This window comes from Thalassoglobus polymorphus, assembly GCF_007744255.1.
GTDB lineage: Bacteria > Planctomycetota > Planctomycetia > Planctomycetales > Planctomycetaceae > Thalassoglobus > Thalassoglobus polymorphus.
Genome location: NZ_CP036267.1, coordinates 4,091,083 through 4,117,063, shown reverse-complemented (window position 1 = coordinate 4,117,063; position 25,981 = coordinate 4,091,083). Strand labels below are relative to the sequence as shown.

The 25,981-nt window shown below is 50.2% G+C and carries 15 protein-coding genes; 4 read left to right on the top strand and 11 right to left on the bottom strand.

Translation table 11 applies throughout. The features are described from left to right. Positions 1 to 13 precede the first annotated feature (13 nt). Positions 14 to 1,150, bottom strand: a complete 1,137-nt coding sequence (gene hpnH / locus Mal48_RS14680; protein WP_145200949.1) for an adenosyl-hopene transferase HpnH — start codon at positions 1,148 to 1,150, stop codon at positions 14 to 16. 677 nt (positions 1,151 to 1,827) lie between these two features. Beyond that, positions 1,828 to 2,034: a hypothetical protein gene (locus tag Mal48_RS14675; protein ID WP_145200946.1), complete on the bottom strand. Its 207-nt coding sequence runs from the start codon at positions 2,032 to 2,034 to the stop codon at positions 1,828 to 1,830. Here Mal48_RS14675 and Mal48_RS14670 point away from each other — a divergent pair. Then, a complete protein-coding gene (locus Mal48_RS14670; protein ID WP_145200943.1) occupies positions 2,033 to 3,724 on the top strand; it encodes a hypothetical protein in 1,692 nt (563 codons plus the stop codon). The two genes, Mal48_RS14675 and Mal48_RS14670, sit on opposite strands and share 2 nt — an antisense overlap. A gap of 430 nt (positions 3,725 to 4,154) precedes the next feature. Further along, positions 4,155 to 6,131 (top strand): arginine--tRNA ligase, encoded by a 1,977-nt coding sequence (argS, locus tag Mal48_RS14665; protein WP_145200940.1) that lies wholly within the window; start codon positions 4,155 to 4,157, stop codon positions 6,129 to 6,131. Positions 6,132 to 6,328: 197 nt separating this feature from the next. On the opposite strand, the gene Mal48_RS14660 is transcribed toward argS, so the two are convergent. Next, positions 6,329 to 7,375 (bottom strand): M42 family metallopeptidase, encoded by a 1,047-nt coding sequence (locus Mal48_RS14660; protein WP_145200937.1) that lies wholly within the window; start codon positions 7,373 to 7,375, stop codon positions 6,329 to 6,331. A 626-nt stretch (positions 7,376 to 8,001) separates the two neighbouring features. On the opposite strand from Mal48_RS14660, the gene Mal48_RS14655 reads away from it, so the two are divergent. Then, positions 8,002 to 9,672, top strand: coding sequence for an NADPH-dependent assimilatory sulfite reductase hemoprotein subunit (locus Mal48_RS14655; protein WP_145200934.1), 1,671 nt, complete (start codon positions 8,002 to 8,004; stop codon positions 9,670 to 9,672). A gap of 122 nt (positions 9,673 to 9,794) precedes the next feature. Here the strand turns inward: Mal48_RS14655 and Mal48_RS14650 are convergent, their stop codons facing one another. The 5 genes from Mal48_RS14650 to Mal48_RS14630 all read right to left on the bottom strand — a co-directional run bounded on the left by Mal48_RS14650 (position 9,795) and on the right by Mal48_RS14630 (position 16,009). Continuing rightward, positions 9,795 to 11,015: a DUF1501 domain-containing protein gene (locus Mal48_RS14650; protein ID WP_197441721.1), complete on the bottom strand. Its 1,221-nt coding sequence runs from the start codon at positions 11,013 to 11,015 to the stop codon at positions 9,795 to 9,797. Between the two features lie 85 nt (positions 11,016 to 11,100). Further along, entirely contained in the window at positions 11,101 to 12,456 is a 1,356-nt protein-coding gene (locus tag Mal48_RS14645; RefSeq protein WP_145200928.1) for a DUF1800 domain-containing protein, read from the bottom strand. 44 nt (positions 12,457 to 12,500) lie between these two features. Further along, on the bottom strand, positions 12,501 to 14,258 hold the full coding sequence (locus tag Mal48_RS14640; RefSeq protein WP_145200925.1) for a hypothetical protein: 1,758 nt from the start codon (positions 14,256 to 14,258) through the stop codon (positions 12,501 to 12,503). 198 nt (positions 14,259 to 14,456) lie between these two features. Then, the gene (locus tag Mal48_RS14635; protein WP_145200922.1) at positions 14,457 to 15,011 is read right to left on the bottom strand and encodes an RNA polymerase sigma factor; all 555 of its coding nucleotides are present in this window, start codon (positions 15,009 to 15,011) and stop codon (positions 14,457 to 14,459) included. After that, positions 15,011 to 16,009 carry an ROK family protein gene (locus Mal48_RS14630; RefSeq protein WP_197441720.1) on the bottom strand — a complete coding sequence of 333 codons (999 nt, stop codon included), beginning with the start codon at positions 16,007 to 16,009 and terminating at the stop codon, positions 15,011 to 15,013. The genes Mal48_RS14635 and Mal48_RS14630 overlap by 1 nt, the downstream gene beginning before the upstream one ends. Before the next feature lie 208 nt (positions 16,010 to 16,217). Between Mal48_RS14630 and Mal48_RS14625 the strand changes: the two genes are divergently transcribed. Further along, positions 16,218 to 17,618 carry an HD domain-containing protein gene (locus Mal48_RS14625; protein ID WP_145200916.1) on the top strand — a complete coding sequence of 467 codons (1,401 nt, stop codon included), beginning with the start codon at positions 16,218 to 16,220 and terminating at the stop codon, positions 17,616 to 17,618. Positions 17,619 to 17,733: 115 nt separating this feature from the next. Here the strand turns inward: Mal48_RS14625 and Mal48_RS14620 are convergent, their stop codons facing one another. From Mal48_RS14620 to gltB, 3 genes are all read right to left on the bottom strand, one after another. Then, positions 17,734 to 19,272 carry a sulfatase family protein gene (locus tag Mal48_RS14620; RefSeq protein WP_145200913.1) on the bottom strand — a complete coding sequence of 513 codons (1,539 nt, stop codon included), beginning with the start codon at positions 19,270 to 19,272 and terminating at the stop codon, positions 17,734 to 17,736. Positions 19,273 to 19,493: 221 nt separating this feature from the next. After that, entirely contained in the window at positions 19,494 to 21,011 is a 1,518-nt protein-coding gene (locus tag Mal48_RS14615) for a glutamate synthase subunit beta (protein WP_145200910.1), read from the bottom strand. 138 nt (positions 21,012 to 21,149) lie between these two features. Beyond that, positions 21,150 to 25,745, bottom strand: coding sequence for a glutamate synthase large subunit (gltB, locus tag Mal48_RS14610; protein WP_145200907.1), 4,596 nt, complete (start codon positions 25,743 to 25,745; stop codon positions 21,150 to 21,152). Positions 25,746 to 25,981 lie beyond the last annotated feature (236 nt).

Sequence of the window (25,981 nt, the reverse complement as noted above, 5' to 3'; positions counted from 1 at the left end):
CAAAGGGACGGGCTCACGCTACTGAATGAGTCTCTTCTTCTTTCGAACCGGATGGGGAGGAGAGATTCATTTCAAGTGAGACCAGATTGGAAGCCTTCGGTGCGGATGCCTCAATTGGTTCAGGAATGATATCTTTTCCCGGACCAAAAACAGTTCTCCAGGCAGACATCGCAAATCCGGAGAGTGTTCCAAAAGTGGCATCGACCGCTGTCGGTTCGTAGCCACAGTGGACCATGCAGTCCTGACATTTTTCGTTTCCACTGGCTCTTCCGTAGCTGTCCCAGTCGACGGAGTCCATCAATTCCTGGAAACTATCAGCGTAACCCTCTTCAAGTAGATAGCATGGTTTCTGCCAACCAAACAGGTTGAATGTTGGGTTTCCCCAAGGTGTGCATTCGAGATCCCATTTCCCCTTCAGGAATTCCAGAAAGAGCGGGGACTGGTTGAAGACCCAGGACCGTTTCGCGTTGCCAAGAATGCGTTGGAATAAGTTGGTCGTCTGATCGCGAGAAAGGAAGTGCTCCTGATCAGGAGCCTTCTCGTACTGGTATCCGGGAGAGAGCATCATCCCTTCGACGCCGATCTCCATGAGTGTGTCGAACATCCCTCGCAGCCGCTCAGGATCACCGTGGCTAAAGACGGTTGTATTCGTCGTCACGCGGAAGCCCTGGTCAACGGCTGTCCGAATTGCCTGAATCGCAATGTCATAAATCCCTTCCCGACAGACGGCGGCATCATGGTCTTCTTTTGGTCCATCCAGATGAACAGAAAAGGAGAGCTGCTTCGAGGGCTTGAATCGGTGCAGATTCTTTTCGAGCAAAATGGCGTTTGTACAGAGGTAAACGTACTTGCCACGCTCAATCATGCCCTCAACGATTTGATCAATTTCCGGATGGAGCAGCGGTTCGCCTCCTGGAATTGAAACAATTGGAGCCCCGCATTCGTCGACAGCGTTGAGGCATTCCGCGACTGACAGGTGACGTTTCAGAATTTCTGTCGGATGTTGAATTTTCCCGCACCCTGCACATGCAAGGTTGCACCGGAACAACGGTTCCAGCATTAAGACAAGGGGATATCGTTTCCGTCGTTGAAGCTTTTGCTTCACCACATACGACGCAACCGTCCACATTTGAGAAACAGGTACTGACATAGATCTTCGACTCCGTCCGAAGTCATTGTTTTGAAATGAGTTAAGCGTGTGATGTGATAACAGTTTTACAGCCCGGCGTCTGCGCTGATTTCCCGCAATTTTAGACGGACGGTGATTGTCGTTAACTTTAGAATGCCTTGTAAATTGGTGTCCAGGTTCTGCCAAGTGACGAACAGGAATTTTATTAGAGAAACGAATTCTTCACGGACACATCTTAGAACTGATCCTGAAGCTTAAAATTGCTCTCTCAAACGTTAAGCAAAGCGGATATTCCAGAGGTTTTCAGACTGGTTCTGGTGCAAACTGCTCTAACCACTGAACGGGTCGGACTCAGATTAAGTGATCTTTTATCCCAAGAGAAACGTGAACTTTGGAGCTGGCTGACGAACGAAAACATCGTCCGCATTTGAAATGCTGGGCGACTTTCGGTCTGCGGCCGATTTTCTTTGTGCTCCGACACGAAACCTGCTGCTCCTACAATTGGTGAATTTTTGCATCGTTTCGTCACAACCCCTTTTTATGAGGTACGTTTAGAGCAGTTTGCTCTACCGCGTGCCCGTGAAGAACGCGTTTCACAAGCGAAATTGCTGTTCGCCACGAGGCAGAACGAGAACACCAATTCGAAGAATGGTATAGAACTGCCCCTGAAACCTGAGCTTGCTCTCTTAAAGAGTGAGTCAAGTGAGCATTTCAATCGTTTCCGGATCGGTTTCAGGCAAGCAATTCCGTCGAATTCCATAATCAGCACAATTATTGACAGCTGTGACAGCAATGATCTCCTCAATCTCGAATTCCCCTCTCAAAACTGACGTGAACTCAGGTTCGACGAGATCGATACAGATCTTGTTCGCTGTGGCTGTTCTGTCGACATGTGGGTTGATCATGGCGATGGACTTCGCCGATCCAGATTTGTGGGGACATGTGCAGTACGGTCAGGAAATCCTTGAAGAGGGCGTTCTGCCGCGAACGAACACTTGGTCCTTCACGGCTGAAGGAACGCGTTGGATCAATCATGAAAACATCGCTGAACTGGTCATGGCGTCCGTCACAAATGCCTTTGGTCCGCGCGGACTGACGTTCGGGAAATATTTGTTCGGTTGGATCTTACTTGGGATCATATGGTGGCGTGCCCGTGTGAATGGCGTGCATCAGATCGTCGCTGCGTTCATTTGTCTGGTCGTTGCATTCTCTATTCAGTTTCACTGGCACTTTCGTCCGCAAATCTTTGGCTATGTCTTTTTCGGGATGATGAGTGCGTTATTGTTCTGGTGCTTTCAGAGGGATGAACAAGGAGAGATTTCAACGAAACGATTGCTTCAGCTTTTCTGGCTCCTTCCGTTGATCGCAATTTGGGCGAACACTCATGGCAGTTTTGCAGCTGGAGTTTGTGTCGCAATCGCCTGTCTCGGATTACGATTCATAGAGCTCATTTTATCGAAAGTCTGGAGCCGCTCAAATGGTGAGGCAATCTCACTTGAGACCCGTAAGGCACTGGCGATATTGCCGATCGTCGGTTTTGGAATTTGTGCTGCAACTTTGCTGACTCCATACGGGATTGAACTGCATCAATGGATGTGGGGGGCTTTGCATGAACCGCGACCTGAAATCGGCGATTGGGAATCCCCATCGTTGTTCAGCTTCAGCCGCGAGGTGGTCGGATTCTGGGTGATGGTGGTTACCGTTCTCCTGGCGGCGAAAGTGCGTCAACGGGCCGATTGGGTCCAGCTCATTGTCTTCGGATTGATTGCAACGCAAGCCATCAGCCACATTCGACATCTCCCATTACTGGCGATCCTCTGGGCCAGTTGGTTCGCTGTCGAAATCAACGATGTCGCTGTTCGGTTCTTGGCGGATCTTAAGAACGAACAGAAGAAACTTGCAGAGAAAACTGAGGAGAAGCCTGCGTCGAAACGACTTTGGCAACGTCCGATTCTGGTTCAGGGAGTTCTTGGAATCTGGATCGTTTCCGTTGCAGTTGCGACGGCTCCGAAGCTGGGAACACTCAATGTCCCTCGCGACAAGTACCCTGTCGACGCATTCAAGTTTATGGCGGAGCATGGCCTCGAAGGTCGTACTGTGGTCACATTCAACTGGGCTCAATATGCCATCGGTTTCTTTGCCAACGAGAAGATGGATTCGACAGTTGCCATCGATGGCCGCTTCCGTACCTGCTACCCACAAGAAATCATTGATGTCTACTTCGACTTCACTTTTGGGGAAGATTACGAAGGACCACGGCACAGAAGCTCACAGTCTGGACCGATTGATTCCTCGCGAGCTCTCTCCTTTAAAAATCCTGAACTCATACTCATCAGTCGTTTGCAAGAACCCTCTGTCAGAGTCATGAATCGCCATCAGGAGGACTGGTCATTACTCTACCAGGACGACTTGGCACAGATTTGGGGGCCGAAAAATCGGTTCGACAACCCAGCGAGTGAAGACTACCTCGCCGCCAGTCGTCGCGTAATTACTAATGAAGCAAAGGTCAAAACTCCTGCAGAGTGGCCTGCTTTCGCCACTCAATCCGAACTCCGTATCAATCAACGCAATAAACAGATTGCCACGACTCACTGATTTCAGGCATTCGCCGGACGTTTCTTCACTCGAAACGCGAATCGATTCACGAGCCCCTTGTCAGGATCAATGATTGATGAAGGTCTTATCGAGCGGGTCTCAAAAGTGTTCGGCAAAACAAGATGCTCGCGAATCAAATTTCTTCAGGGAACCAGTCTGCACTCGCTGCTTCGGAGTTGTTATTCTAGAGCGATTTGCTCTACCGTGTGCCCGTTAAGAACGCGTTTCATCAATAGAATTGCTGTTCGCCACGAGGCAGAACCTGTAGACCAATTCGAAAGATGCTCTGAGCCGAAAATCGGTTCAGGAGTTCTTTGATCGTCCTCAGCCAATTTTCTCCCCCTAAATCATCATCCCTTGCAATTCAACCAGCGGCCTCAGGTCAATTCGCATTGAGAGCTGATCTCTTCGCTGGCTGCGACCACCGAACATGAACATTCTGCACGAACTCCAAGCTCGATTTCTTCCAGCTCTTGAAGACTTTACGGAAAATCCACAACCATTCGCTGAGATGGTGAAGGTGTCCCAAGACGCTCGCTTTGGTGATTTTCAAGCCAATTGTGCGATGCCGCTCGCCAAGAAAAATGGGGTCAATCCGCGTGAACTGGCAGCCAGTCTTGTCGAGAAGTTGGATGTTTCCGATTTGTGCGAACCGCCTGAAATCGCCGGTCCGGGGTTTATCAACCTGCGACTTAAAGACGAAGTTGTTGAGTCACTCACGAACAATGCCTTCAAGGATGAACGCCTCGGCGTTGCGGAAGTAGAAACTCCGCGGAAGTACGTCATCGACTTCTCTTCGCCCAATGTCGCGAAACCGATGCATGTCGGACATCTGCGAAGCTCCGTGATTGGGGATTCACTTCAGCGAACGTTTCGATTTCTGGGACATTCCGTCGTCAGCGACAACCATATCGGTGACTGGGGAACCCAGTTTGGGATGATCATCTACGGATATAAACATTTTGTTGACGAGGCCGCCTATAAAGCGGACGCCGTTGGCGAGTTGGCTCGACTTTATCGACTGGTCAACACTCTCAGTGATTATCACGCTGCGGTTGTGAAAATCCCTCAGGAAGAACAACGAATCGAGACGCTCGCAGGTGCGCTCGAGGCGGCGGAAGCAAGTGCTGATCCGAGCGACAAAAAACAAAAGAAAGCACTCAAAAAACAACGAACTGAACTCGTCGCAGCTCGCGAGTCACTCAAAGAATTGAATTCACGGGTCGTCGAAATCGAGGCGGACGAGAACCTCAAGCAACTCGCGGATGCTCACCCCGACATTGCGCGGCTTGCTCGCGAAGAGACAGCCAAGTTGCACGGAGGAGACCCTGAGAATCAGAAGCTGTGGGATGAATTTCTGCCTCAATGTCTGACTGCTCTGCAATCGGTCTATGACCGTTTGAATGTTCACTTCGACAAAACTCTCGGCGAGAGTTATTACAACCCGATGCTCGCAGACGTTGTGGCCGATCTGGAAGCGAAAGGGCTGGCAAAAGAGAGTGATGGTGCCAAGTGCGTCTTCATCGAAGGGAACGCAGCTCCGTTTATTGTGCAGAAAGCTGATGGAGCGTTTACGTATGCAACAACCGATCTGGCGACGGTGAAATACCGTGTGGAGGAGCTAGGAGCGGAGGTCGTGTTGTATGTGGTCGATGCCCGACAAAGTGAGCACTTCAAATTGCTGATGCAAACGGTTGAGTTGTGGTTGGACACAAAGATTGACCTTCAGCACGTCAGTTTCGGAACCGTCATGGGGGAAGATCGTCGACCGTTCAAAACCCGGTCGGGAGACAATGTCGGCTTGGAAAGTCTGTTGGATGAATCAGTTCGCAAGGCGCGAGAAGTTGTCGCCAGCAATGATGATTCAAAAACGGATGCCGACGGCAATCCGGCCCCTGAACTCGATGAAGAAACACGCACAGCGATTGCCGAAATCGTTGGGATCGGCGGCATTAAATATGCCGACCTGCATCACAATCGTGAAAGCGATTATGTCTTTGACTGGGACAAAATGCTGGCGAACACCGGCGATACCGCAACTTATATGCAGTACGCCTACGCTCGAATTCACGGAATTTTTCGCCGAGGCGGAATTGATCTCAACGAACTACGATCATCGAGTTTTAATATTCACCTCGATGATCCGGCAGAACGGTCTCTTGCTTTGAAGTTGTGCCGGTTCGGTGAAGCGTTAGAGAGTGTCGGCAGCGAGTGTCGACCGAATTTACTGACGCAATATCTCTTCGAGATGGCTGGCGAACTGACAACGTTCTACGGGAAATGCTCCGTCCTGAAAGCGGACAACGAAACCACAAAGCACAGCCGTCTCAAACTCATCGACCTTGCTGGTCGCGTGATCAAGCAGGGGCTGGAGCTACTCGGAATCGAAGTCTGCGAAAAAATGTAGGTTTGCAACCATAGAGTTCGCCACTGGTCGACCTTCGCTCACACTGGCTTTTTTGAGTGACGGCTGGTGGAGGCGTTCCCGCCGGGAAAGCCTCCACACACAGTACCATTCTGCATCAACTCAGTGCTTTTGAAATTCAGCACCAGAAACATTCGAGACGGTTTTCTCAAATGCTGCATCTGAAAATCAGGCGAGCATTACAGCTGTTCCAAGTAGGCTGCGAGCAGATTCGGGTACGCCATCAGGTCGGTTTTGTGCGACATTTCGGTAACGGTATGAATGTACTTCACCGGGCAGGCAAAGACTGCCACGCGGACACCTGAGCGGGAACGCTGAATGGCGGCTCCATCTTGACCACCACGCGGAAGGACGCCGCGTTGACAAGGGATGTTGTTTTTCTCAGCGATCGCTTCAATTTGCTCAAGGAGTTTGAGATCGGCAATTGTTGAAGAGTCCATGATCTTCAAGCAGATTCCATCTCCGGGGACCGTCACGCGTTGTTCTTCAGGGACGCCCGGAATTTTGCAACAGAGTGTTGTATCACACGAAAGACCGATGTCAGGAGCCACTTCAAATGATGCCGGAATCGCTCCTCGCAAGCCAACTTCTTCCTGAACTGTCCAGACGGCGTGAATTTCGCAGTCATGATGTTTCAATTTTTCAATTGCTCGAATCACAGCCCAGCAGCCAATCCGATTGTCGAGGCATTGAGAAACAACGGAGTCACCAACTTCAGAGAATGGGCCTTCCAGGACGACCATATCGCCGATTTTGACTTTCTGCTTAACAACTTCCGGATCGAGGCTGAGATCGATAAAGAACTCGTTGATCTCCGGGATTTTGTTCTTCTCATCGTCTGAGGCGATATGGATCGGACGACCGCCGGGGTTCATCACTCCTCGCAGGTCTTCAGAAGATGTGCAAACTTTGACTCGGCGAGCAAACAGGTTTCGCCGATCAAATCCACCGACCGGATTGACACGCAAAAATCCATCATCACCGACGTGTGAAACAAGAAAACCAATCTGATCCATGTGGGCAGCCAGCATGACCTTGAGCGGCTTCTCGATCGTCTTGCCATCCTGCGGACGCGATTTGCGAACACAGATCAGGGACCCCATCGGATCAGTCCTAATTTCATCGAAGAGCCCCTTCTCGGTCACATAATCCTCGATGACTTTTCGAATCCGCTCTTCGCGGCCGGGGACAGAAGGAGTTTGTGTGAGTGTTTCCAGCAGTTCCATGGTGTTTCTTTCTGAACCGATCAAAGCTGAGGAGATGATTTTCTGAGCGCGACTGAGACGTGCTCAAGTATCACTCTAGTTCTTGCCTGCGAACTGAATCAAGCCGTTCATTCGGTCTGCGTGGCAAGAAATGTAGAGACGAATCCCAGTTCCTCACGATTCTGAGAGTTTACAGGCATGACTCCAGAGGCTGAAATTGGACTGACCCTCGATTTGTGAAGGCCAACGCAATATTTTGTATCAATTTTCACTGGTCGGTGTGCAATCGTTCTCAAATTTTATTTTGCTGGTCTCATCTCAGTTTTGAAATTCGAGCTCCGAGAATTTTAAGTTTCACTGAACATTCAGGTTGATTGAACTGTCCATTCTCACAGGAACGAATGAAATATTATCAACAACAGCTGATATTCTCAGAAAAAGGCAGGTCTCGACACTTTGATTGTTCACCTGCTAATCTTTGTTCAGAGGAGACAGTGTCGCTGCGCTCTCAATACAAATAGCGCGCCGTATCCTGTTGAACTCGAATTGACACATCCTTCGATGTCTTTACAGAAGCCTGTTGGACTGCTTATCGAAGTTTCAGGATGTCAATTCACCTTTAATGAACCAGTAGTTTGGAGTGAAGAATGGCTGACAAAAAGCTCAGCAAGGTGGAGGGAATCAAAGGGGACAGCCAGTATTTGCGAGGGTCCATTAAAGAGGATTTGCTTAGCGACGCCCCCCAGGTTTCAAGTGACAACTTCCAATTACTGAAATTCCATGGAACGTATCAGCAGGATAATCGCGACGAGCGGAAAGGCGGTTCCAAGTCATACAGCTTCATGGTGCGAAGCCGAATTCCTGGTGGAAAAGTTACGGCAGCTCAGTTTCTGGCGGAACTTGACCTGTGCGACAAGTATGGCAACGAGACGTTGCGGATCACCGACCGGCAGGGATTTCAGATTCACGGAGTCGTGAAAGGGGATCTCAAATCGACGATTCGCGGAATCAACGAAAGCAAGCTCTCCACACTTTCTGCCTGTGGCGATGTTTGCCGAAACTTTATGTGTTGCCCGGCACCACACCACAACAGTCCGATCCACGATGAAATGCAGGCATTAGCCAAGAAACTGGCGATGCACTTTGCTCCAAAAAGTACAGCCTATTCAGAAACCTGGTTGACAGACGAAGATGGTGAAAAAACCAAAGTCGCCGAAGTGAATTTTGTCGAGCCGATTTATGGAAAGACTTATCTGCCACGAAAGTTCAAATTCGGAATTGCACTTCCAGAAGACAATTGCGTCGATATCTACACTCAGGATTTGGGCCTGATGACGATTGTCGAAGATGGCAAGATCATCGGCTACAACATTCTGGTGGGTGGCGGGCAAGGGATGACGCCGGCCAAAAAAGAAACTTTCCCCGCAGTTGGGAAGCGGATGGCATTCGCCACAACTGAGCAAATCGTGGAAGTTTGTGAAGCCATCGTTAAAGTTCAACGTGACTTTGGGGATCGTGTCGATCGTAAATTTGCACGTATGAAGTACCTGATTCACAATTGGGGCTTAGAAAAATTCAAAGCCAAAGTTGAAGAGTATTACGGTGCATCCCTTCCAGAGCCTCATCCGACAGACGTGACTGATGTGGATGACCATATGGGCTGGCATGAACAGGGTGACGGCAAACTGTTCCTGGGTATCAATGTCGAGAATGGCCGCATCAAAGATGAAGGCGATTTTCGCTTGAAGACCGCAATCCGAGTCCTGCTCAATAAGTATGGCATGGATGCGCGTCTGACTGCTCTCCAAGGGATGATTCTGTGTGATATCGATCCTGCTGACAAAGCAGATATCGAATCGATTTTGAAAGAACATGGAATTGCACTTGCAGATGATTTGAGCCTGTCACGACGTTACTCGATCTCTTGCCCGGCGCTTCCAACGTGTGGACTCGCAGTGACCGAATCCGAACGGATTATGCCGAGCGTGATGGATGACTTCGACGGACTTCTGAAAGAACATGGATTGAGCGAAGAGCGGGTCACTGTTCACATGACCGGATGCCCAAATGGATGTGCTCGACCGTACACTCCAGACGTTGGTCTGGTTGGGAAAGCACGCGGCAAGTACACCATCTACTTAGGTGGCAATGCTCAGGGGTTGCGCATCGGATTCATCTATGCAGACATGGTCCCGCAAGAAGAGATTGTGAGCACGCTTTCGCCTGTTTTTGCTCGATACAAGTCTGAAAGAAATGAGGACGAAGCCTTCGGAGATTACTGCCACCGAATAGGGCTTGAAGCACTCACCGCGGAATAGGGCATGTTGCGGACTGGTCTTCAGTATCGATTAGAGCAAGTTTCAATCGGGTCTGCAGTGACTCATTTAGCCTCCGGTGAGTCACCGGAGGGGAATATCTGCAGACCAGCCGTGAATATGCTCTAGGTCTTCAAGAAATCAACGGGGCGATAGCTTTCGTGAAGAATTTCGCCGGAAGGCGTTCCGAGCCAGTTTTCTAAGATGCCTGCATAGACTTCACGAAAGTCGGTGTGGAATTTGAGGTCGCCCTCTTCAAGTTTTTCCAGGCTGGGCATCCTTCCAATCAGTCCAGATTTCACATTGTTCCCAGCGAGGAACAACGGAGCTGCGCGGCCATGGTCGGTACCGGCACTGGCATTCTCAGCGACACGTCGCCCGAATTCACTGAAGCACAAAGCCAGCACACGGTCTCCATGCCCATGCTGGTTCACATCAGCAATGAAAGCCGACAGGGAGTCACCAACTTGGCGGAGCAGGCTGGCATGTGCCTCTGCTTGTTGGGAGTGCGTATCAAATCCGTCAATTTCCACATAGTACACCCGTGTTGCAAGGTCCGCGTCGATTAACTGTGCAACCGTTTTCAGCTGATCTCCAAGTGGTGATTCCGGATAAGTGACGTCTGTTTGATAGTTTTTGGTGACGTCTTTTAACCTCTCGCTGACATCGATTGCTGTGTCGGTGCTGGTCTGTACGAAGTCCAGCAACGAGCTTGACTGAGAACGTTGGGCGTTCACGCTGTTGCGAATTTCACTGAGCGATTCCCGCTGCTTGAGTTCGAGTCGAAATTGCTCCAGCGACTTGACTGAGGGGACGCGATGCTGAAGCGATGCCAAGGCAAAAGGTTGTTTGCGATTTCCGAAGTGCAGCGCGGGGATATCAAGAGGTTCGTTAACCTGGATCGAATCGATGGCCCGGCCCAACCAGCCGTCCGGACGTTGATCCGACTTTCGTAAACACGTATGCCAGATATCCATCGATTCAAAGTGAGACAAATTCGGGTTCGGATATCCAACTCCTTGGACGATCGCAAGCCGGTCTTGCTCAAGTAAGTCGCTTAGCCCCTTCGCAGCTGGATGAAATCCGAGTTCGTCGTTGATTTTGGAGACATCGCTTTTGGGGATTGCAAGTTTTGGACGGGCTTTAAAATACTCATCGTTGTCAAACGGGACAACGGTATTCAAGCCATCGTTTCCTCCCGACATTTGAACGACAACGAGGATTTTCTCATCTCCTGTTTGTTTTGATTTCTCGGCAGCATGAGCGAGAAATCGAGGAGAAGCCGATCCAAACGCCATCATCGCAGGAGCGGTCAATGCAACAAATTGTCGACGCGTCAGTGCCATGGTTGTTCTCCTGGAAACGATTTTCTCTTGATGTTGAATTGAAATTCGGTGTCCCACGCTTCTCGAAAAATTCGGAGAGAAAGAGTCAACCCAATTGGAATTCTGGAAGCGTGCAGAACAGGTGCAACGCATCACGGAGTCTTTGTTCGCGATTTCCCTGGCCCATCTCGATCATCCCGGCAACTTGCTGTTTGACGTTGTCTGGAAGTCGAACCGCCATCAGCAACTCTTCCCAAAAGTCGACGATCTCAGCTGGTGAATTTGCATCATTCTGAAGCAGGAAGTCTTCGAGGCTTCCTTGTGCAAAACGTGTTTCTTTACGATTCAGAAGAGACCTGATCAAGTTCGCCCTCGCGAGTAGTGTTGAGGAGTTGATCCATGTCCGTCCGCCGTCCCAGCCTTTCACATTCGGTGGAAAGAATGGGGTCTGTCCCAGTTCATTGAAGCCCGTTGTGAGTGCATAGAGGTCTGTTGAGCCTTCCAGTGCTCTCAGAAAACCAACAGAGAATTCCACCGGCGACCGAAGTTTCTTTCCGATTGCATGCTCGGAGAAAAAGAGATTACTCGACAGGATCGTTTCGATCACCGGACCAATTTGATGTTGATTCTCTTCGAATTGTCTTGCCAGTGGAGCGATCAATTCATGTGGTGGTTGCGGTTCATCAAAGACAAAGAAGTTGATCAACTTTCGAATGACAAAATATGGCCCTGAGGTTTCTTGCAGAACAATTTCAACCCCCTCTTCGCCACCGAAACTGCCTTTCTTTCCGAGAAACGTTTTCTCACCAGAATCGTGTTGATATCGATTGAAGCGATATTTATTGTTGCGAATCTCCCATCCAGTAAAGCAGCGGGCGAGTTCGCGAATATCGTTTTCGGTATATTGCCCTTCCCCCAGACAGAAGAGCTCCATTAACTCACGGGCAAAGTTTTCGTTCGGATGTGCTTTTCGATTGGTCGCTGAATCGAGATAAATCAACATCGCTGGATCACGAGCAATCTCATGGACCATCTTTGAGAAGTCCCCCAGTGCATGCTCACGCAGCATCTGGTTTTGCTCGTACATCAGCTTCGCTTCAGTCACTTTCTCTCCACTGGTGGCGAAGTGTCCATGCCAGAACAGAGTCGTTTTCTCGCGGAGCTGATCGCTGGTCGTGAGGAATCGGTACACCCACCACGCAGGAAGATTTTTAACGTCTGCACTTGCCAGAATCGAAGCTGCCAGAGATTCAATTTCTGATTGATACTCCTCAGTTTCACTTCGCTGGTGGACCAACGATTGAACTAACTCGGCAGGCTTTTGCTCAATCGCTTCGTCGAGTTGAGAAGACGCGGCGGCAAATCCTGCCCGGCGAAACAAGTGAGCTGCTCGACGTCGCGTCCAATCCGAAGATTTCGGCTCGAATGTGGACCATGCCCAGGTTGGGTCAATTTTGAACATCTGGTTGATCTCCTTCTCGAAAGAAACATGCGGCCGTTACCAAACTACTCTTTCAATTGAACACCAATTTCGAGGTCCAGTATGAAATCGCGAGTCGACAATTTCAGATCAGCTTGCTCGAACAGCTTCAGGAATTCCAGGAAGAGTCCAATCTTCTGTGTCGCTTCTTCACGAGTAGCTCCTTCCTTCAGAATGTTTTGTGTGATCAGGTGGCTGCGATTATCGTCCAAAGCGAGTTGTAATTGATCAGCATTAATGACCATCTCGGTGTTGGTTTCCGTTGAGGCAACACTTGAGGCCTCTGCCTTCTTCGCAGTGGCAAGGCGACGGGCGAGGTCTGTCGACGAAGCGATCACAAGTCGCTCACCCGAGAAGCCCACGGTTGGCGAGAAGTTGTAGTTGATCTTTGCCTGTTTGTTGGTCTCTTCACCGAGTTCGGGAATCGGCGTTGCCGAGATGAGTTCGCCCTGATCCAGAGATTCAAAATCGAGTTCGAACTGCGGTTGTCCGTTCATGGCGCCAACCACATTGAAGAATCCAATGAAGCTCTGGTAGATTCTGCGGAATTCACGCGTGGTTGTTTTGGGGTCTTTCATTTCTGCTAAAAGAGCGAATGCCGGAATTTTGATCGCAGGGATGGGAGCCTCTTCTGAATAGGATTGACGTATCGCGAGAATCTGCATGTTTGGAGAGAGGGCTCCCAGAATGTCCTGTCCAAAATCTTTCCCTGAGAAGAACGTCGACAGATTACTGTCAGCTTGAGCGAGACCATCGTTAATCTGTTCATTGAACAAATCTCCACCACGCAACCACATCTCAGAAACATTCCGGTATGTTGACAATCCAAACAGCATGTCAGGGACTTCCAAAATCGGCTTCGCTCTCCCTGTCCCGGCTGGTCCAAAGTAATACTCACGCAGTTCCGGGGTTTCGGCCGACACGTATGGAAACTGAACATTGAGAGCCAATCGATTCTCTTGAGCATGAATCGAGGCTGAAAGATGTGATGCCGTTTTGAGCGACTCCATAACACCTCCCAGCAGCAACTCGCCCGCTGGGTTATCTGCTTTTCCAGAAAACAGTTTTTGGAGATCTTTGTTTGGGGCGGATCGCAACGGGTCCAGGTCAATGAATGCCCATGCAAGATTTCTCGCTCCTACAGCTTTTTTCGCTTTTTTGAAGTTCACATTCGTGGCCAACGACTTCGTTGGTCCATCGAGTAATGCATCTATGATCGATTTTCCAAGTTCCCCCTTGTTGCCCGCAATTAACCAATTCTCGTGAGTGAAGAAGCCTCCGTCCTTTGTCGTGTAGACCTCAATCCCACGGTACTCTTTGACTTGATAGGGATCTTCGTTCCCTTTGTTTTCCGCATCTTTCCGGGCGAGGTCAATAACCTTGTCTCGCAGGTTTTTCAATTTCTCCGGGTCTTCCCCTTTGAAAATGACAGCAGCGCCTTCTGTTTTGGCATCGAATGCCAGCGACATTCCGCCAGCAGAAAGTGTTTTCACTGCGTTCTGCCAACTCATGCCAATTTGAAACTCTACGAACCGCAGACCCGTCATCCCTTGAAGATATTGCGGACTCTGTGTGAGTTGCTTGAAGGCGTCGAGTTTTTGCAGATTGGTGAAATAGGAATGTTCGAGAAATCCTTCGACCGTCGCTGAGGGGTCGTGAATTTCTGCGAAGAAGACAGTTGAAGCAGGTAAGAGTTCCTCAGCTCTTTCTGCAGCCTGCAAAGATGAACCGGAGTTCAAGGCGATCAACGGGAAGGCAAACGAGAACAGAATTTTGTATGGCATGATACGCTTCTGCTAAGAAAATGGATCAATGGAGCCTACTTCAATTACCCGGCTGACAAGAATACGGTGTCAGGAAAAGCAGAATCTTCGGGAATTTCGTTTGAGGCGAGTTTTAGACTGTCAGCCTCACAGTGCTGGGCGCGTTCAAATCGTTGCGTTCAAGTCGTTTAGGATTGGACCGGCGAGAGTTGGCTTCGATCAAGAATCGTTCGTCTCTGAATCTGCGAGATCAGCCAGTTTGAGAAGCCCCATTTTCACGCGACGCTTTGCTCCGGACTCGCTGCAATCCATTGTCAGGGCGATCTCTGAATATTTTAGTTCACCGAAAAATTTCAAGCGAATTGCATCTGCTTGCGGTTCCGGAATCATGGAGAGCCAACGGTCGAGAGTCTCTGATTGCTCGGCCTCCATGAGCGAATGAAAAGGCTGTTCTAGTCCGCTTGTGATTGCTTTAAGCTTGGAAAATTCACGTTCGCGATGGATTGTTCGCGACCTTTTAAGATTCGCCCGACGAGCCAGATTGAGTGTGATGGTCCAAATCCAGGTGCTGAATTCGAAGGCTGGTGAGTACGAATTTCGGGAATGGTAAGCAGCTAGAAATGCCTCTTGAACCAGGTCTTCTGCATCACTCCGGTTCACAAGTTTACTGCGGGCAAAGCGCAGAAGCCTCGTCTGATATCGTTGTACCAACTCCGTGAACAAGCTGGTTTCGCCAGCCTGTACGCGAATCATGATGTCGACATCAGAGAGCATTATGCTCCCTTCTCAAGATGGGCAAGGATACAGCCAGCAGCACCGATGAACCCGGCATCCTTCCCTAAAGCTGCATACTCAATTCGAGTCTTTTCTGCTGGGATCGGGAATGTATGCTTCCGAACTTCGACACGGATGTTTTCCAGAAAGCGGCGACCGAGTGCCGTTTCATTTTTTCCGAAGGTCATGGCTCCACCAATGAGGATCATGTCTGGGTTAATCGAGTGCATGATATTGATGGTTCCCAAGGCAAGATATCGCCCGGTTTCCATGATCAGACGATTCGCCAGATCGTCGTCAGCGTTGGCGCAATTTGCGATGAGCAACGGCGTTAATTCTTCTCCTTTGGCAATCTCCTGAGCAACGATAGACCGCGCCCCGGATGCCAGGGCTGCTTTGCAGCGACGGACCAGTGCTTTCGCTCCCGCGAATAATTCGAGAGATCCGTGAATACCGTGTTCGGAATATGGGCCACCCTCTGCCTGAATAATCATGTGCCCACATTCTCCGGCATGTGAATGGGCTCCGGTGACAATTTTACGGTTGATGACAATCCCGCCACCGATTCCAGTTCCTAAGGTCCAAAGCATCAAACTGTCTGAGTCTTTGGCAGCACCTTGCCAGCACTCTCCATACGCTGCTGCGTTGGCGTCATTGTGCAGGACCGTCGGTTTCTTGAAGCGTTCGGAAACGAGATCGCGCAGCGGGAGATTTTCCCAGCCGGGCAAGTTAAACGGATGGAACACAACGCCAGTGTGAATATCCATTGTCCCCGGCGCAGCGACCCCAATCCCGTCGATGCGGTCCCAGCCAACTTCGCTCTTTTTGACGACATTCTCCATCGTCAAATAAAGACTGGACAGACCTTCTTCGCGGGTCCCTTCTTTGACTGAAGGGGCCTGCAGCTTCGCAATCGTTTGGCCTTCACTTGAAACAACACCGACCTTGATGCTGGTTCCGCCAATGTCTACTCCAAGAAAATACTGTTCGTCGGTCACTATGAATGCCCTTGAGGAATGTCGTTACATCCGAATTGCACGTATTGGAGAGTATAAAGGTTCCTTCTAAAGATTCACAATTCGCATTCACTGAGATTCATCGCTTTGCAAGACTCTGCAATATTCCGATGGACGCGAATTGATATTTTCGGTAGGAGGATTCCGCCAGAACGACTACGATGCAGGCAGATATCCCCAGGAGAGATTTATGCCCCGCGATTTTAGTTCAGAGAGTCTCGTACACGATCCCATTCATGGGTACATTCCATTTATTTCTCGCACAGGCTTGCCGAACGAGGAAACTTCTGAACAGGAAGTGATCGACCATCTCTGGGTTCAGCGGATGCGTCATATCCATCAATTGCAAACTGCCTGGTGGGTTTTCCCTTCCGCAGAGCATATGCGTTTTCAGCATGTTTTGGGAGCAATGCATCTGGCGTCACGCGTGATTTCCGAGTGGTACGATTCGCTTCAGGAAGTTTGCCCATCGACGCCCTCGAAAGCGTATGTCGAAAGTCTTGTCCGTATGGCAGCTTTGCTGCACGATGTCGGACATGGGCCATTCGGACATTTCTTTGATGATCATTACCTCGATCAGTTCGATGTCACGCATGAAGATATTGGCGGAGTGATTATTGAACAGGAGCTTGGTGATCTCTTACGAGGAATTCGTCGCAATCCGAGTGGACGTTTGCAACCATTGGAAGAGCTTGATCCGAAACAGGTCTCCTGGTTGATCCGACGCCCCAAAGAGTCTGAAGCTGATGGACATCCCGAATGGCTCATTAAGCTTCGGTCGCTTTTCTCCGGGATTTATACCGTCGACAACATGGACTTCGTGCTTCGCGATGCGTACATGACCGGGTTCAACACGAAGGCTTTCGATTTATCTCGGTTGATTCATTACAGCTTCTTTTCAAAAGATGGCCTCACGGTTCATGCCCGAGGATTGTCTTCTTTGATTCACTTTATCGAGACCCGCGCCAACCTGTTTCGAATGGTGTACTTTCACCGCACTGTCCGCGCGCTCGATATTGCGATTGAGGAAATATTTCCTCAAACAATGAAGCACTTGTTCAAAGGAAATCCAATCGAGCACCTTGAGGACTACCTGAATTTCACGGAGTCGTCGTTTCTGGTTGATGTCAAACGCTGGGCAAAATCGGATGACCCAGAAATTCTGGGACTCGGAAAAACCTGGGAGGCAATTCTTTCTCGAAAAGCTGGCTGGAAGATGGCAGTTGAGCGGACATTGAATTTTCATAGTGCCGTTGGCGAGCGAATGACAATTTTCTCCGAACCGGATCTCGTGTTGCGTCGTGTTCGTGAACGATTACCCAAAGATCTCCGTGACGTTCCGTTGAAAATTGATGTTGCGAAACATTATCACCGTCCCAGCGGACGTCTCCCCGCAGGTGGACAGAACTACCTTTATGATCCGGGACAAAAAACCTCGCAAGAACTCAACGATGATGATTTGTTTCGCGCGTTGCCGATCAGTTTTTTAATCTTTCGGATTTACTGTCAGTCCCACGACTACGATCCCGTACTCAACAAGGCTTTGAATTCGGTTCTCGGAGACGCCATGGATGCGAAGACGAATATGTAATCGTCCGACTGCATGCTGAGTGTTTTCAAAATGAAAGTTTGACTGTCGGCTGCGCTGAGTCCGGCGTTTGGTCTGAATGCTCGTTGCTTCACCCGACTAAAACGAGCTTGGGACGTCACTCCTTTTTCAGCAGGTGCTGTTGAGTTGCAGGAATTCGATCGTACTCGAGCTCCCCTCCGATCAACCGCATGAGTCGGCGTGGTTCCCCCTTCTTCGGGGCTCGAAACAGGTAGTCATTCTTCGGGGCAGGAAAGTCTGGAACCTCCTTTTCCATCGCTCGAAACTTCTGAGTCAACTCCTTGACAATCTGCGGATTCGAAGCAGCGACGTCATGTTGTTCTCCGGGATCTTCCTCAAGGTCAAAGAGCATCATCGCTTTGGGAGCGTCTCCGGTTGTAAGTCCCGGGTGATCCGACGGAGGAGACTGCTCGTACGGAGCAAGCAGGATGACACCATCGGGACCGCGAGGATCGATATAGTTTTCAAGCTGTTGTTGCGTGAGACGACTAAACAACTTCCGTCCCGGACTTCGGACATGCAGCTTCCATTTGCCTGACCGAATCGTCGCCAGATTCACACCTTGCATTCCATAGATCGCGTCGTGAGGACTTTTCTCATTGGCGTCCTGCAAGAGTGGGAGGATGTTTTTGCCATCGATCTTGAGGTCTGCCGGGAGTTCTGTTTGTGTGAGCGACATGATCGTGGGCAGGATATCAATACTCGCAGTCGGAGCATCATTACTGACACCCTTGGGGATCGTCCCGGGCATGCGGGCAATCATCGGGACTCGGAGTCCTCCTTCCCATGTTCTCGACTTCATTCCTCGCAAACCACCGGTCGACCCTCCAAACCAGGGACCGTTATCCGAAGTAAAGATCACGAGTGTCTTCTCATCAATTCCAAGTTCTTTGATCGCGGACAATAACCTGCCAACCTCAGCATCCAACTCTGAAATTACATCCGCATACAGATTGTTGCGAGTCTCCGGAGTGTAGAAGTTGTCAGAGGCTGCCAACGGCTTATGCGGCATCGCATGTGGCAAATACAAAAAGAATGGTCGCTTTTGATTCTTCTTGATGAACTCGATTGCCTTCGTGGTGTATCGCTGCGTGAGCGTCGCTTGCACCACGGGGTATTCAACGACCTTTTCGTTGTGGACAAGTTGCACCGGGAACATGTCGTTCGAGTAGAGAATTCCGAGATACTCGTCGAAGCCCTGCTTGCGAGGAAGCCATTCTTCCTGATGCCCGAGGTGCCACTTTCCATAGGCGGCCGTCGCATAGCCTTTCTCTTTGAGAAGTTCTGCGATGGTCACTTCTGATTGCGGGAGTCCAAAATTATTGACACCCGCATCAGGGGCTGGATTACGAACAACAGAATGTCGAAATGGATAGCGGCCCGTCAAAATCGTTCCGCGTGATGGGGCACAATATGGAGTCGGCACATTGAAGCTGGTGAGCTTCGCTCCTTCGGCGGCCATTCGGTCCAAGTGTGGTGTCTTGAATGGTGACTCCTCCGAAAAGCAGCCCACGTCTCCGTAACCAAGATCGTCCGCGAAAATGAGAATCACATTGGGCGGATCGCCTTCAGCGGCGACGCACACCGGGAGGAGAGAACAGGTCAACAACAGCAACAGCGAAACGTAGAATTTCATGACAAGCACCGACCAGAAAAAAGTATGGACTTTCTGGTCAAATGCTATCTGGAATCGCGACTCACTTTAAGTGAACCGTGAAACAAATCCCCGTTCAGGCGTGCTCAACGTGTTCTAGAGCAGATTGCTCTACCCTGTGCCCGTAGAGAACGCGTTTCTCGAATGAGATAGCTGTTCGCCACGAGGCAGAACCTGAACACCAATCCGAAAGATGCTCTATCTCATGGTAAGTTTGTAATACCCATGAGATATTTATCGCACTCTCTGGCCGCTTCACGACCTTCGTTGATGGCCCAGACGATCAGACTTTGTCCCCGTCGGCAGTCACCCGCAGCGAAAACACCTTCGATGCTCGTCTGGTATTTCCCATACTCAGCTTCGTAATTACTTCGAATGTCGGTCTTGATACCAAGTTGCTCGGCGATGACTTGCTCTGGACCGCGGAAGCCGAGAGCCAGGAAGCAAAGGTCTGCAGGCCACTCTTTTTCAGTTCCATCGACCACACTAAATGGTCCTCCAGAGGAGGGATCGGACCAGTCGACTTGTTGTGTGCGAATCGCTTTCAGGTTTCCGTTTTCATCTCCGATGAATTCCGCTGATTGAATCGCATACTCTCGCGGATCGTCGTGCAGAGTCTTGTTTGCGTCCTGAGAGTAATCAAAGGTTGCAGCAGCTTCTGCATGCCCGTAATCGGTCCGGAAAATTTTCGGCCATTGAGGCCAAGGGTTATTCGAAGCACGTTCGTTCGGGGATTGTGGAACGATCTCGAAGTTTACGAGGCTCTTACAGCCATGACGCAAGCTTGTTCCCAGGCAATCATTCCCTGTATCTCCACCACCAATGACGACGACATTTTTGTCTTTCGCCGAGATATAGTTTCCATCAGTGAGGTCGGAGTCGAGCAAGCTTTTTGTGTTCTTGTGTAAGAACTCCATCGCGAAGTGGATTCCATTCAATTCGCGTCCAGGTGTTTTTGCAAAGAAATCGTTCGGAACTGTTGATCCAGTTGCGAGAATGACGGCGTCGAACTGGTCCATCAACTCTTTTGAATGAAGATCTTTTCCGATTTCAGTTTCAACAACAAAATTGACGCCTTCTTTTTTGAGAAGGTCAATTCGCCGTTCGATAATCCACTTCTCCAGCTTCATGTTCGGAATTCCGTACATAAGCAAGCCGCCGATGCGGTCGGACCGTTCATACACGGTGCAGAGGTGTCCGGCACTATTCAGCTGCGCAGCCGCTGCAAGCCCTGCAGGTCCGGAACCGACGATGGCGACCTTCTTTCCGGTGCGGCGAGAAGGTGGATTCGGTTTAATCCAATCTTCTTCGAAGCCACGATCAATAATGCTTCGTTCGATAGTTTTGATTGCGACTGGTGGCTCGTTGATTCCGAGTGTACATGAACCTTCGCAGGGAGCCGGACAAACTCGCCCAGTGAATTCCGGGAAGTTGTTCGTCTTATGCAGCCGATCCAGAGCCTCTTTCCAGTCATTGTGGTAGACCAGATCATTCCACTCAGGAATCAAGTTGTGCAATGGACACCCGGCAGCCATCCCCGCGATCATGTCGCCGGTATGGCAAAACGGAATTCCACAATCCATGCAGCGAGCACCCTGTTGTTTCAGGATCTGCAATTCAAGAGGTTTGGAGAACTCTTTCCAGTCTTTGATTCTCTCTTTGGGAGATCGTTCAACGGAAGTTTGACGAGCGTATTCTTTGAATCCGGTAGGCTTACCCATAGGTTCTCTTTACTAAGCACGTGTTGATTTCGATTGAATTGATATTTGCATTGGGACATTGAGATCCATGATCATGATCTCTGGAATCGTAGTGATTCACTGAACTGACATCCCTTGTTCAAAATTCGTTCTGGCGAATTAGTTCACTGTCGCCTGGTTGGTAGCCTTTTGTGCATTGTTCAGTTCTTCCAACGCACGTTTGTAGTCGCGTGGCATGACACGTACGATCTGTCCGAGGCTCGTATCCCAGTTGTCGAGAATTTCAGCTGCCCGCGTCGAGCCAGTGTAGTTCTGATGCTTCTTGATGGTCTCTTTGAGCTCTGCAATCTCATTCGGATCTTCGACCTTCTCAAGGTCGACAAGTTCAAGATTACAGTTTCCGAGCAGCCGGTTTTGAGGATCGTAAACGTAGGCAATTCCGCCGGACATTCCAGCTGCAAAGTTTCGCCCCGTTTCACCAAGGATAATGGCACGGCCACCGGTCATGTATTCACAACCATGGTCGCCAACCCCTTCAACAACAGCCGTTGCACCAGAGTTCCGCACACAGAACCGTTCAGCAGCGATGCCTCGGAAGTAAGCTTCTCCTGAAGTCGCTCCGTACATTGCAACGTTTCCGATGAGGATGTTCTCTTCGGCTTTGAAAGTGCTCTCTTTTGGCGGATAGACGATTAACTTTCCACCAGATAGGCCTTTGCCGCAGTAGTCGTTTCCATCACCGATGACTTCAACAGTAACACCACGTGTCGCCCAGGCTGCAACAGATTGACCAGCTGAGCCGCGACAGGTGATGTGGATTGTGTCTTCCGGCAAGCCTTTGGACTTCCAGTGCTTGGAAACTTCATGGCTGAGCGAAGTTGCGAAGGCACGATCGATGTTTTGAATATCAACATCGAGGTGAATCTTCTCACCTTTCTTGATTGCTTCAATACATTTCGGAATCAGCATGGACTGATCGAGAGTCTCTTCGAGTCCATGATTTTGCGAACGTTGGCAATGTGTGCCTGCGTTTTTATATGGACTTTGAACCTTGGTCAGAATCAACGAGAGGTCCAGATGCTTCGCTTTCCAGTGGTCAATCTCTGGATTCACTTCGAGCATATCGGCACGACCGACCATTTCGTTGATCGTTCGGAATCCAAGTTCTGCCATCACTTCGCGGCAATGTTCCGCAACCATGAAGAGATAGTTCACGACATGGTCAGGCTGACCGGAGAACTTCGCTCGCAGTTCCGGATCTTGTGTCGCCACCCCGACTGGACACGTGTTGAGGTGACACTTCCGCATCATCACGCAACCGAGTGTGATGAGTGGAGCTGTCGCGAGGCCAAACTCTTCTGCTCCGAGTAAGCAGGCGATCGCCACATCGCGACCAGTTTTGATCTGGCCGTCGGTTTCTAACACGACTCGGCTTCGCAAGTCGTTCATGACGAGCGTCTGGTGCGTCTCGGCAATTCCGAGTTCCCAGGGGAGGCCTGCATGTTTGATCGACGTGAGTGGTGAAGCTCCTGTGCCGCCACCGTCGCCAGAGATCAGAATTTTATCGGCATGGCCCTTGGCAACACCAGCTGCAATTGTTCCAACACCCACTTCAGAAACCAGCTTCACGCTGACACGTGCAGTCGGGTTCGCGTTTTTCAGGTCAAAGATCAGTTGTGCCAAATCTTCGATCGAGTAGATGTCGTGGTGTGGTGGTGGACTGATGAGTCCGACACCGGGCGTGGAGTTCCGCGTCGCAGCGATAATTTTATCGACTTTGAATCCCGGGAGCTCTCCCCCTTCTCCAGGCTTGGCACCTTGTGCAACTTTAATCTGGAGTTCGTCGGCGTTGGTCAAATACCATGAGGTGACCCCAAACCGTCCTGATGCGACCTGTTTAATCGCGGACCGTTTGCTATCTCCGTTAGGCATCGGAGTGAAGCGGGCTTCGTCTTCGCCTCCTTCACCAGTATTGCTTTTGGCCTGCAGACGATTCATGGCAATGGCCATCGTCTCGTGAGCTTCAGCAGAAATTGAACCGTAGCTCATTGCTCCACTGCAGAATCGTTTTACGATTTCACTGGCAGGTTCGACTTCTTCAATCGGAACCGGAGTCCCCGGCTTGAATCGCAAGAGACCACGCAACGTCCCCTGCCGCTTGTCGCTTTCATCGATCAGTGATGCAAACCGCATGTAGGCATCAGAGTCTCCAGCACGGGCAGCTTGTTGGATTTCTGCAATCGAAAGCGGGTTCCAGGCATGTTGCTCGCCACCGTGTCGCCAGTTGACGAGTCCCATATTTGGAAGAACCGGCAGTTGTTTGCTTTCGTTCCGAGTCGGGAATCCGAGTTCATGACGGCGAAGATGTTCTTCAGCGAGAATCTCAAAGTTCACACCCTTAATGCGACTTGCTGTTCCACGGAAGCAAAGATTGATGACATCTTCATCGAGTCCTAACGCTTCGAAGATCTGTGCACCTTTGTACGACGCCAACGTCGAGATGCCCATTTTGCCCATGACTTTGAGCATTCCTTTGTACACAGCTTTTCGGTAGGTGCGGACGATTTTCTTTTCGTCGTAGTTGTCATTGAGGTGACCGTGATCCTTGGCGTCCTGGATGGCCTCGAAAGCTAAATATGGATTGATGGCGTCAGCCCCATAACCTGTCAGCAGGCAGAAGTGATGCACCTCTCGAGCTTCGCCAGATTCGATGACCAAGCCGATTCGAGTCCGAAGTTCTTTGCGAACCAGGTGATGGTGGACTGCTCCTGTCACGAGGAGCGAACTGATCGGGACTCTCGTCGGACTGCATCCACGATCCGAGAGCACGACCAAATCGTCTCCAGCTGCAATTGCTTCTTCGACTTCACGGCAAATTCTCTGAATCGCCGGGAGCAGTCCAGATGTTCCTTCAGATTTCTCCCAGGTCGTATCGATTGTGCGAGACTTCCAACCACGATAGCCATCCAAAGATTTGATCGCTGCAGTTTCTTTGTCAGTCAAGATCGGATGCGGGACTCGCAATCGATGTGCTTGCTCTTCCGTCGTGTCGAGAAGATTTCCTTCAGGACCGATGTAGCATTCCAGCGACATAATCACTTCTTCGCGAATCGAATCGATTGGCGGGTTGGTGACCTGTGCAAAGAGTTGCTTGAAGTAATCGTAAAGGAGGCGTGGCTGATCAGACAAACATGCCAGCGAAGTATCGTCCCCCATTGAATAGATGGGATCTTTTCGCTGGTTGAGCATCGGAAGCAGCATGAACTGCATTGTTTCGGTCGTGTAGCCGAACGACTGCATTTGCTTCAGCAAGCGGTCCTCGGAAACGCGTTCTCGTTTCCCATCCTGTCTTTGCCACTCGTCGACAAGTTCACTCAGTTCGACGCGTTGCTTCTGAATCCATTTTCCATAAGGCCGCCGACTGGCAACATCGTGCTTAAGCTCTTCATCTGGAATCAATCGACCTTGCGCGAAGTCGACGAGAAACATCTTGCCTGGCTGCAAACGACCTTTGCTCTTTACATTGTCCGGTTCAATATCCAACACGCCGACTTCACTGGCCATGATGACTTTGTCGTCATGAGTGACGTAGTATCGGCTTGGGCGGAGACCATTCCGGTCGAGGCAGGCTCCGATAAAATGACCATCCGTAAAGGAGACACTTGCAGGTCCGTCCCAAGGTTCTTGCATGGTCGAGAAATACTCGTAGAAAGCATGCTTCTCTTCGCTCATCTCGTGATGATTTTGCCATGCTTCCGGAATCATCATCATGGCCACTTCTTGGAGCGATCTGCCTGATTGATATAAAAATTCCATTGCATTGTCGAAGTTACCGGAGTCGCTGCAATGCTTCTCAATCACTGGGAAAAGCTTCTTCAGGTCGTCGCCGAATTCCTTCGACGTCATCGCTCCCTGACGAGCGTTCATCCAGTTACTGTTTCCTTTGACGGTATTGATTTCGCCATTATGTGCCATGAACCGCAACGGCTGTGCGCGATCCCAGGAAGGAAACGTATTGGTACTGAATCGGCTGTGGACCATCGCCAGATGCGATTCGAAATCTTCATCAGAGAGATCTTCAAAGTACCGGAGCATTTGGTCGGGAGTCAGCATCCCTTTGTAGACAATGACCTTCGTTGAGAGCGTGCACGAATAGAATTCAAGTGCATGTGGGTGGCTCGATTCACGGATGCGGTGGCTGGCCATTTTTCGAATGATAAACAGCTGCCGTTCGAGTGTTTCCTGATCGACCCCTTCTGCAGCTCCAACGAGCAGCATTTCCATGCAAGGTTCAGCTTCGACTGCTGAAGGGCCAATATTGGCGAGATCAGGCCGTTGAGGGACATCGCGCCACCCCAGAAGTTTCTGGCCTTGTTCCGTAATTAACCCTTCAACGGTTTTCTTGAATTCAGCACGTGCAGCGTCATCCTTCGGCAGAAAGATGATACCGGCTCCGTATTTGCCCGGCTCTGGAAGCTCAATTCCCAATTCCTGCTTGGCAACTTTGCGGAGAAATTTGTGCGGCAGCCCGACCAGCATCCCTGCTCCGTCACCAGTGTTCTCTTCGCAACCGCAGGCGCCACGGTGCGTCATGTGACGTAAAATACGATCTGCATCCAGAATGATCTGATGTGACGGCTCCCCTTTGATATGCGCGACAAATCCGACGCCACACGAATCGTGTTCGTTGTCAGGATCGTACAGTCCCTGGGCTTCAGGGAAGCGAGTGAGTCCGCGGGGGAGATCTGTGGCCATCGTATTCAATTCCTTCTGTTCGAAACCGACAAAGTCTGACGGTCTCACAATAAATCTAAATCGTTTCTACGCAATAATATTCTCTATGATGAGGTTTACTCGTCGTGACCGCACTCTGTGCGGACGCTCATCGTCGTGTTTCTTTTTTTGCGGACGCTCAATAAGAGTACACCCGGTCCGGTCCTTCGGACGCTTACTCGTCAGGGAAGTCTCCCCGATGAGATCTCAAGCACTTC